This is a genomic window from Methylobacterium longum, from assembly GCF_022179385.1.
Lineage (GTDB): Bacteria > Pseudomonadota > Alphaproteobacteria > Rhizobiales > Beijerinckiaceae > Methylobacterium > Methylobacterium longum.
Map to the genome: position 1 here is coordinate 1 of NZ_BPQS01000087.1, position 8,775 is coordinate 8,775.

The following is an 8,775-nucleotide window of genomic DNA, read 5'->3' on the forward strand; positions in this document are numbered from 1 at the left end:
TGCCCTGGCACAGGACCGGCTACGTGTTCATCAAGCGCGAGAGCCAGGACGCCGTCGCCTGGGTGTCGCTGGGCGGCGTCACCTCGCCCGTCACCACCGCAAACCGCTGAGCGCGATCAGGCGGCGCGGCTTAGCGACGAGTGAGTGAGGCTCGCGACGTAGGTCTCGACGCGGCCGATGAAGCCGGCCAGATGAGGCGCGATACCCCGCAGGCTGGCGAGATCGCGGACGAGGATATCGCGGGACAGCACGCGATCGCCGTCGCTCGGCGCTCCGGCGAGATAGGAATCCACCGCGTGCTCCGCGATGCCGATGGCACCGGCCCGGCCATCCTCGGCGAGCGCTCTGATCACCTGCTGGATGGCGGGCTGCATTACGGCGACCTTCTCACGGTGCGGCCCCATCCTCGGATGAACGGCCGGGATTTTGCGAATCGAGGGCGACCGGAGGAAGTCCTGCGCGGGCGCGCTGCTGAGAAGCCGGCAAAGCCGCCGCGAATCAAGGCTTTCCGCGGGGGTGCAGACCGGCCATTCCGCTGGTGCATACGGGCGCCACGAGTTCTGCGGACGCAACACTGGTCTAAAACGGAACCGATCCACGGGGTCGGGCGTTCTATCGCCCCTCCAGACCCGTTGTGCGTCGCGAAAAGCCGTGTCACCCTCCCGTCATCATCGGGCGGCGGGGGCTTGGACCATGCGGCACGCGGATGGCGGACTCACATTTGAGACGTTCGGCCCCATTCAGTGGCGAGGCTGGGCCGGGCCCGCGCGCCGGGCGCGCCAGGCCATCAGCTTCGCCCTGGTCGGCACGATCCTGACGCTGAGCGGCGCCACCACCCACGCCCATGCCCGCCTGATCCTGCCCAACGAGACCTCCGTCACCGAGCCGACCGGCGCCGTGCGCGCCATCGCGGGCTGGACGGAGTTCTGCACGCGGGCGCCGCGGGAATGCACCGTCGATACCGCCGAGCCGCCCGCGATCCCGCTCACCGTGGCGGTCTGGCGGACGTTGACGAGCGTCAACCGCCGGGTGAATGCCCGAATCCGGCCCCTCACCGACCAGGCGCACTGGGGTGTCGTCGACCGCTGGGACTTCCCGGATGACGGTTTCGGCGATTGCGAGGATTACCAGCTGCTGAAACGGCGGATGCTGGTGGAGCGCGGCCTGCCGCGGCGAACCCTGCTGATGACCGTGGTGATCGACGAGACCAACGAGGGACACGCGGTGCTGACGGTCCGCACCGATCGGGGCGACTTCGTCCTCGACAACAAGACCGACGCGATCCGGCCCTGGCGGCGCACCGGCTACAGCTTCATCAAGCGCGCCGGCCAGGACGGGCCGGCCTGGGTTTCCCTGGAGGGCAAGGACGGCGCCGCCCAGGTGGCGACGGCCGAGCCGTGACCTCCGTCGGCCGGGAAACCGGTCTGCTAGGCGGTGCCGCGCGACGCCACCAAGCGGGCTCGCGCACGGGGTCGTCCTACCCATCCCTCACAGCCTGCCCCTCATCCTGAGCTGCCGTGATCGACAGGCCCCGGTGGGTGGGCTCCTGGGGATCGCGCGGCCCTCCGGAGGGCTCCGTCGAGGCCCGCGCTGCGCTCGGGCCCCTCACCGTGAGGGCGGGGATGGTGTGGTCGCTCCTTCAGGAGCGCGCCATCGTCCTGATGTCGCGCGGCGTCGCCCTCAGGCGCCGACCAGCATCGCCGCGAGGTCGAGGGCGACGCGGCCCGACAGCAGGCCCCAGCCGCAGGCGATCAGGGTCGCCAGCATGACGAACGGTATCGGCCGCCCCTCGATCCGCCGGCCACGCACGGTGTTGCGCAGGATGATGAAGGGCGCCGAGAAGGCCAGCATCGGCAGGGCGGCCACGGCCGGCAGGCCGCCGCGCTCCAGCAGGCTGAAGCTCGCCCGCCGCGCCGCGAACAGCTCGAAGGCGCTGGCGATCAGCCCGGAGAGCGCGAGGCCGATGCACAAGGTCCGTATCGATTCGAGGGCGGTTGGCGACACGACCATTATTCGCGCTCCTGGACAGGTAGCGCGCAGTTTAGCCGGGTCATTTACCGGTTGTTAAGCAATACCGCCGGTTAGCCTTAACCCGTGCACAGGCGCGGGCCCGTCGAACCCGCTCCGGAGCCGGTCCCGCCGGGCTTCGCGCCTCAGGCCTCTTCCTCGAGGTCGATGTCGAGGATCGCCATCCGGAAGACGAAGGAATCGTCGCCGTCCTCCTTGTCGTCGGCGATAACACCGATCGATTCCTCGCCGATGAACACCTCGGCGGAATCGCCGGTCTTCATCGCGGTCAGGCGGATGTTGTTGTTCGCGAACTTGCGACGCAGGTAGTCCTGAAGCTTCGCGGTCTCGGCTTTGGTCACGCTGTCTCGTCTCCCTGGCGGCGCGGGCGCCGCGGATGGGCCGTAGGCCTGTGGGCGGTGGGCCTGTGAGCGGTTGGCTTGTGGGCGGTGGGCTTGCCATGCCTGCCGCGGGGCGGCAAGCGCGACCGTCCAGAACCCGTCGCCCGATCAGATGCCGTCGCCGAGGTGGATAAACGGGTCGACCGCGACGAGCTGGTCCATCGCGCGGGCCGGATCGTCGCAGCCCGCGGTGCCGACCACGCGGGCCGGCACGCCGACCACCGTGGTGTTGGGCGGCACCGGCCGGAGCACCACCGAGCCCGCCGCGACCCGGGCGCAGGCCCCGACCTCGATGTTGCCGAGGATCTTGGCGCCGGCCCCGATCATCACGCCGTGGCGGATCTTCGGATGGCGGTCGCCGCGCTGCTTGCCGGTGCCGCCGAGGGTGACGGCGTGGAGGATCGACACGTCGTCCTCGATCACCGCGGTCGAGCCGACCACCAAGCCGGTGGCGTGGTCGAGGAACACCCCGCGCCCGATCCGTGCCGCCGGATGGATGTCGCACTGGAACACTTCGGAGATGCGGCTCTGAAGATAGAGGGCGAGGTCGCGCCGTCCGCGGTTCCAGACGTGGTGAGCCAGGCGATAGGCCTGGAGGGCATGGAAGCCCTTGAAGTAGAGGACCGGCTCGAGGGCCCTGAGGGTCGCGGGGTCGCGGTCGATCACCGCGCCGATATCGGCCCGGAACGCTTGTCCGATGGCCGGGTCCGCGGCGATCGCCTCGTGGAAGGCGTGGGCGACGAGGTCGGCCGGCAGGGCCGGATGCCCGAGCCGCGCCGCGACCCGGTGGGCGACGGCCGCCTCCAGGCTCGCATGGTTCAGGATCGTCGCCACGATGAAGGAGGCGAGCTGCGGCTCGGAGCGCAGCACGTCCTCGGCCTCGGCACGCAGCCGCGACCAGACCGGATCGACGACCGCGAGGTCGTGGGCCTCGTGATGGAAGGCTGGGCTGGCGCTCATGGACGGACGCTCATGTCCGAGGCTCCGGCTGGCTGTCCGCAGCTCCGGCGGGGGGACGGATCTTCTCCCCAAGTGGGGCGCAGGAAGCCGCGGGTTTCCGGCGCCGGGAAGAAGGAGGAATAACGGTCCCGCCTAGCGTGGTGTGCTGCAGCGCGTCGATCAAGGGCCCGCGCGGTTCCGGCGCTGCGCCGGAGACATGGCTGTCACCGAACCGGAGCGTGGCGGATTACCCCGCCGCCGGTACGGCCATCCCGAAGCGGGCCTCGATCGTCGCGGTCAGGCGGTCGAGCATCGTCGGGACCGGGATGTTGGAGGTGTCGACGGTGGCGGGCGCCCGGGCGTAGAGCGGCTCGCGGCTCGCCAGGACCGCGCGCAGCTCCTGCATCGCCGAGGCATGGTCGCCCGTGGTGGCGAGATGGCCCTGCTCACGCACGCGGCTCATGTGCTCCTCCGGCCGCGCCCGCAACCAGATCGTGTAAAACGCCTGGAGAAGCAGATCGTAGGTCAGCGGCTCGGCGACGATGCCGCCGCTGGTCGCCAGGATCAGTGGCCCGGGATGTTCGGTGAGGCGGCGCAGCGCCTGCTGCTCAAGGCGCCGGTAACCCTCCTGGCCGTAGATCGCGAAGATCTCCTGCACCGAGAGGGCGTTCTCGCGTTCGATCTCGGCGTTCAGCTCCACGAAGGTCCAGCCCAGGCGCTCGGCCGCGAGCTTGCCCAGCGTCGACTTGCCGGCGCCCCGCAATCCGATCAGCGCGACCCGCAGGCGGCCGGTGGATTCGGGCCGGCTGCCGCCGGAGAGCGCCTCCTTGGCGGCTGCGATCTGCGCCGGGCTCGCCTGGCTGAGGAGATCGCGCACCACCGGCCAGTCCGGCAGCGCGTCGTTGCCGGTGATCAGGTCGTCCAGCCGCACGCCCATGGCGTTGGCCACCCGCCGCAGCAGGATGATCGAGACATTGCCCTGGCCGCCCTCGAGCTGCGCGATGTAGCGCTCGGAGAGACCCGACGTCTGCGACAGGACCTTGCGCGACAGGCCGCGCACGGTGCGCGCGTGCCGGACACGGCGCCCGAGGTCCGTGAGAAAGAGAGATTCCTGTTCCACCACGCCGGTCATGGCGCCGTCCGCTTTCCTGCCAGCTCGAAAGCAGAGGTCGTGCCCTGCATGTCTGACGCTTCGAGATCAATCATGCATCGCGATCCCGGGCGACTGCCCGAACATCCGCGCGGCGACCGGCGTTTCCTGCCCGGGGTTCTGTGTTGCGCCGCCGCCGTCCGGCCGCTGTGACCGGGCCCGAGCGATGCCGGGCCGGTCCAACCCTGATGCTGGCGTGGCGCTTATGTGTTGCGGAACACCGCGATGGTCAAGCCGCAGGCATGATCCTAATGTGGGCAGCAGCGCGGGAAAGCGGCGCGCCCCGAGCCCGGGCCGGCTATTCCACCGGCAGGGCCGCCGCCTCGCGCACGGCCGCCCCGACCGGTGCGCGCCGGGGCGACGCCGCGGCGAGCGTCTGGACCGTCGGGCGCCGTGGCGGCAGCGGGACGTCGACCGCGTCGGCGATCGGCGCCGAGGCGCCCGATTGCGGCGTCGGGCTCGCCGGGACGGCGGACTCGGCCTGGGGTGACAGGCGCAACTCGGCCAGCGCGGCCGGCGCTGTGGCCTGGAACGCGACTTGGGATGCGACCGGAGATCCGGCCGCCACGGCGGTCCCGAGGACGGCGGGCCGGCGCGGCGGCAGCGGCACTTCCACGGCCTGAGCCGCCGGCTCCGTTGCAACCGGAGCGGAGGCCGCCGGATTCGGCGCGGCCGGCTCGAGCGAGAGGCTCGCGAGCTGGATCGTTCCGCCGGCCAGCGCGGCCGGGCGGCGGGGCGGCAGAGGCACCTCGACGGTCTCGGTCGGCACCTCCGCCACCGAGGCGGCGGGGGCGTAGGCCAGCGCCGCCGCGGCTGGGTTCCTGGCATCCGCCGCGCCGCCGCCGAACAGGCTCGCGAGGGCGCTGGCCGAGGCCGCCACCGGCGCCACCACGGCGGCGACCTCCGTGGAGATGCCCTGGCGCTTGGCGGCGTAGTAGTAGCCGCGGTTGTAGTAGCTGTAGGCCTGGGTGAGGTTGCCCTGGGCCGTGCGGTAGGCGCCGGCGAGATAGGCGACCCCGTAGCGCAGGTTGGTCGCCGGATCGTAGAGGCCTGCGGCGTCGCCCGTGTAGCCGAGGCTCCGGGCGGTCGCGTGCTTGATCTGCATCAGGCCCAGGGCGCTGCCGCCCTTGGCGTTCGGATTGTAGTTGCTTTCGCGCTTGACCACCGCGTGGACGAAGCTCGCCGGGACGCCGTTCGCCTTGGCCTGCTGCTCGATCAGCGCGTCGATGTTGTCGCGCGCGGCCTGCCCGAAGGCGGCGGCGGGCACAACCGCGAGGACGGCGGCCAGGAGAAGGCGATGCATTCCGAGACCCGGTGCTGCTTGTTCTGTGGTCAAGCTAGGTCGCGGGCAAATGAGGCCGGAAAGCGGCCCCGCTCCGGCAAGCTGTGGGCGACCGGTGTGGCGGGTCGGGGTCCGGGTCCCCTGTGCTTCGGCGGCCACAGGGGCGGCCGGCTACATGACGCGGTGGGGTTGTCCACAGGGCGGCCTGCGGAGGCGACCCGCATCGGGCGGACCGTCAGGGGAGGATGAAGCGATCGACCGCGTGGGCGAAGCCGTCCGCGTCGTTGCTGTCCGTCACGGCGCTGGCCGACGCCTTCACGGCGTCCTCGGCATTGCCCATCGCCACCGAGAAGCCGCTGCGGGCGAACATCGGCTGGTCGTTGCCGGCATCGCCGAAGGTCGCGATCCGTTCGGGCGGAATGTCGAGATGCCCGCTCATCCAAGTGACGAACTGGCCCTTGTCGAGATGGGGCGGGGTGACGTCGAGGTAGTATGTCTGCGAACGGTGCACCGTCGCCCTCTCCGCCAGCGCCGCCGCGATCCGGGTCTCGCAGTCCGCGAGGTGGGCGTGGTCCCGGCTCACGCCGACGATCTTGGCGGCGGCACCCATGAGCGTGCCGAGATCCGCCACGACCCGCGGCTCCGCGCCGATCGTGCGGCGCTCGAGGTCGGTGTAGGGCCCCTGCGGGTCAAGCAGGCACCACGCGCCCTGGGCGAAGACCCAGACGTCGAGCCCCTCCGCCAGAAGGCGATCGAGGGCCGCCCGGGCCGCGGCCTCGGGAATCGTCCGCTCGGAGAGGGGCGAGAGGTCGGGCCGCACCACACTGGCGCCGTTGAACGCCCCCATCGGCAGGTCGAGGCCGAGTTCGGCCACGAGGTGCCGCAGGCCGATCGGCGGGCGCGCCGAGGCGATGCTGAAGCCGATCCCGGCCGCCCGCAGGCGTCCCACGGAAGCGACGGTCTCGCCCGTGAGGCGCTTGTCGCCGGTCACCAGGGTGCCGTCGACGTCCGAGATCACCAGGGCGATCCCCGCGGCCTTGCCGGATTCCGCTGCCATGCCTCACTCCGCTCCCGGTCGCCCGCGCGTCTCCGCCGCGAGCCGCGCCACGACCCGGTCGACGATCGACTCGGGCTCTTCGTCGATCCCGACGGTGATCGGGCGCTCGTCGGGCCCGGGGACCTCCAGCGTGGCGAACTGGCTGTCGAGGAGCCGGGGGGACATGAAGTGGCCCCGGCGCGCGGCCAGCCGCCCGGCGACCAGGGCCTTGTCGCCCTCCAGATAGACCAGGCGCACCCGGGGGCTCCCGCCGGTGAGGACGTCCCGGTAGGCACGGCGCAGGCCCGAGCACACGACCACGCCCGACTCGCCGGCCTCCAGCCGATGCCGGATCCATGTGGCGATCCGGGCCAGCCAGGGCGCGCGATCCTCGTCGTCGAGGGCGTGGCCCGCGTGCATCTTGGCCACGTGCTCCGGGGTGTGGAAGCTGTCGCCGTCGACGAAGATCCAGCCGAGCCGCTCGGCGATCAGCGCCGCGACGGTGCTCTTGCCGGAGCCCGAGACGCCCATCACCACGAGCACCTGCGCGGCCGCGGCGGCCGCATCGGTCACCCCCGTCTGGGACGTCATCCGGACCTCGCGGAACCGAAGGCGTCCTCGGGACGCCGGTCACCCTTCAATAGGCCGGGCCACGCGGAAGGGAAGGCCGCGGCGGGAAGCCGGACTCTCCGCAGATGGGCCGGAACCGCCTGCGAACCCCCGCGTTGCCCGAGGGACGACAGAACATTTCAGGAACAAGAACCTCATGGCCAAGACAGCCTCGAAGACCGAGTCCAAGGGCGCGTCCACCCAGGATGCGGCCCAGGACAATCCCAAGACCGATCCGAAGGACGTCTCGAATCAGATCAAGGATCCGAGCGAGTGGACCACCGGCGGCGAGCCGATGACGGGTGCCCAGGCCTCCTACCTGAAGACGCTGTCGGAGGAGGCCAAGGAGCCGGAGGCCTTCGACGCCGACCTCGGCAAGGCCGAGGCCTCGCAGCGGATCGACGACCTGCGCCACAAGGCCGGCCGCGCCTGATCCGCGCGAACGCGTCCGTCCCGGGCCCATATTCGGCCGGGACGGACGCGAAAGCCGAGTTTCGCAGACCGCATTAAGCCCGCGGCAATGGCAGATGCGCTAGAAGGAGGCGCGGAATGCGGTGCCGACCGGGCGGCGGAGCATGACGAGGGGGCGGTTGCGACGATGCGTGTGCCGGACTGCGAAAGGATGGCGCGGGTTGCCGCTCACGTCCGGATCCTGTCGGGCTTCGCGGCCGGCCTCGGTCCCCTGCTAAGCCGGTTCCGCCGCGATGCGCACGGCGCCACGGCGATCGAGTATGCCCTGATCGCCGGCCTGATCTTCCTGGCGGTGGTCGGCAGCCTCCGCACCTATGCCTCGCGGGTAAACGGGGTCTATGACCAGATCAGCACGGCGGTGAGCCAGAACAACTGAGCGGGCTTCCAGAGCCCGCCGCCGGGCTGCCGCAGGGCCTCGGCGGCCGGCGCTGCCGCGTCGGGCCCGGACGGCCCGGCACGCCGGCGATCCCGCAGGCGCCGCCGGGCGTGACCGCGACCTCCTCACGGGACGACGGCACCGACAGCGCTCCGGGGCGTCCGGCCTTTCCGGCTCCCGCCCGCGAAGCCGAAACAATCTTCACCCGTCTGCCCCGAAAAAGCTGTGCTTAGCGAGGATGAAACTCGGGTCTCGGCCGTCGCCGACGGAGTGTGGCTCACCCGCCACGGACACCCGGGTCACCATGGGCTAGGCACGGGCTCGGCACTACCGATGGGCAACATCTGGATGCACAAACTTCCCCTCGTGCTGCTCGCCGTTTCGGCGATGTCGGGCTGCACGTACCTGCCGGCGGCGGGTCCGACGGCGAGCGCGATCCAGGCGGGCGCGGAGGTCGCGACCGCCGACGGGGGCCTGCTGGCCCGCTACGAGATCATCGACGTG

Annotated in this window: 11 protein-coding genes and 2 pseudogenes; 5 read left to right on the forward strand and 8 right to left on the reverse strand. The window is 71.4% G+C overall.

Annotation, left to right across the window (positions count from 1 at the left end; translation table 11 throughout):
- Window positions 1-110: pseudogene (locus tag MFF58_RS30580) on the forward strand (transglutaminase-like cysteine peptidase); the annotation flags it as partial.
- Window positions 111-116: 6 nt separating this feature from the next.
- Here MFF58_RS30580 and MFF58_RS30585 read toward each other — a convergent pair.
- Window positions 117-572 (reverse strand): hypothetical protein, encoded by a 456-nt coding sequence (locus tag MFF58_RS30585; RefSeq protein ID WP_238293933.1) that lies wholly within the window; start codon window positions 570-572, stop codon window positions 117-119.
- A gap of 121 nt (window positions 573-693) precedes the next feature.
- On the opposite strand from MFF58_RS30585, the gene MFF58_RS30590 reads away from it, so the two are divergent.
- A complete protein-coding gene (locus MFF58_RS30590) occupies window positions 694-1,401 on the forward strand; it encodes a transglutaminase-like cysteine peptidase (protein WP_238293935.1) in 708 nt (235 codons plus the stop codon).
- A gap of 279 nt (window positions 1,402-1,680) precedes the next feature.
- On the opposite strand, the gene MFF58_RS30595 is transcribed toward MFF58_RS30590, so the two are convergent.
- The 7 genes from MFF58_RS30595 to MFF58_RS30625 all read right to left on the reverse strand — a co-directional run bounded on the left by MFF58_RS30595 (window position 1,681) and on the right by MFF58_RS30625 (window position 7,406).
- Window positions 1,681-2,010: a DUF6949 family protein gene (locus MFF58_RS30595; RefSeq protein WP_238293937.1), complete on the reverse strand. Its 330-nt coding sequence runs from the start codon at window positions 2,008-2,010 to the stop codon at window positions 1,681-1,683.
- Window positions 2,011-2,153: 143 nt separating this feature from the next.
- Window positions 2,154-2,369 carry a DUF3126 family protein gene (locus MFF58_RS30600; RefSeq protein WP_007565940.1) on the reverse strand — a complete coding sequence of 72 codons (216 nt, stop codon included), beginning with the start codon at window positions 2,367-2,369 and terminating at the stop codon, window positions 2,154-2,156.
- A 147-nt stretch (window positions 2,370-2,516) separates the two neighbouring features.
- Window positions 2,517-3,368: a serine O-acetyltransferase gene (gene cysE, locus MFF58_RS30605; RefSeq protein ID WP_238293939.1), complete on the reverse strand. Its 852-nt coding sequence runs from the start codon at window positions 3,366-3,368 to the stop codon at window positions 2,517-2,519.
- 226 nt (window positions 3,369-3,594) lie between these two features.
- Window positions 3,595-4,479 (reverse strand): helix-turn-helix transcriptional regulator, encoded by an 885-nt coding sequence (locus tag MFF58_RS30610; protein WP_238293941.1) that lies wholly within the window; start codon window positions 4,477-4,479, stop codon window positions 3,595-3,597.
- A gap of 316 nt (window positions 4,480-4,795) precedes the next feature.
- Window positions 4,796-5,800 (reverse strand): transglycosylase SLT domain-containing protein, encoded by a 1,005-nt coding sequence (locus MFF58_RS30615; protein WP_238293943.1) that lies wholly within the window; start codon window positions 5,798-5,800, stop codon window positions 4,796-4,798.
- Window positions 5,801-6,014: 214 nt separating this feature from the next.
- The gene (locus tag MFF58_RS30620) at window positions 6,015-6,836 is read right to left on the reverse strand and encodes a Cof-type HAD-IIB family hydrolase (RefSeq protein ID WP_238293953.1); all 822 of its coding nucleotides are present in this window, start codon (window positions 6,834-6,836) and stop codon (window positions 6,015-6,017) included.
- A gap of 3 nt (window positions 6,837-6,839) precedes the next feature.
- The gene (locus tag MFF58_RS30625; RefSeq protein ID WP_238293955.1) at window positions 6,840-7,406 is read right to left on the reverse strand and encodes a gluconokinase; all 567 of its coding nucleotides are present in this window, start codon (window positions 7,404-7,406) and stop codon (window positions 6,840-6,842) included.
- 175 nt (window positions 7,407-7,581) lie between these two features.
- Between MFF58_RS30625 and MFF58_RS30630 the strand changes: the two genes are divergently transcribed.
- The 3 genes and pseudogenes from MFF58_RS30630 to MFF58_RS30640 all read left to right on the forward strand — a co-directional run.
- On the forward strand, window positions 7,582-7,857 hold the full coding sequence (locus MFF58_RS30630) for a DUF3072 domain-containing protein (protein WP_238293957.1): 276 nt from the start codon (window positions 7,582-7,584) through the stop codon (window positions 7,855-7,857).
- Window positions 7,858-8,046: 189 nt separating this feature from the next.
- Window positions 8,047-8,271, forward strand: coding sequence for a Flp family type IVb pilin (locus tag MFF58_RS30635; RefSeq protein WP_238293960.1), 225 nt, complete (start codon window positions 8,047-8,049; stop codon window positions 8,269-8,271).
- A 333-nt stretch (window positions 8,272-8,604) separates the two neighbouring features.
- Window positions 8,605-8,775: pseudogene (locus MFF58_RS30640) on the forward strand (polysaccharide biosynthesis/export family protein); the annotation flags it as partial.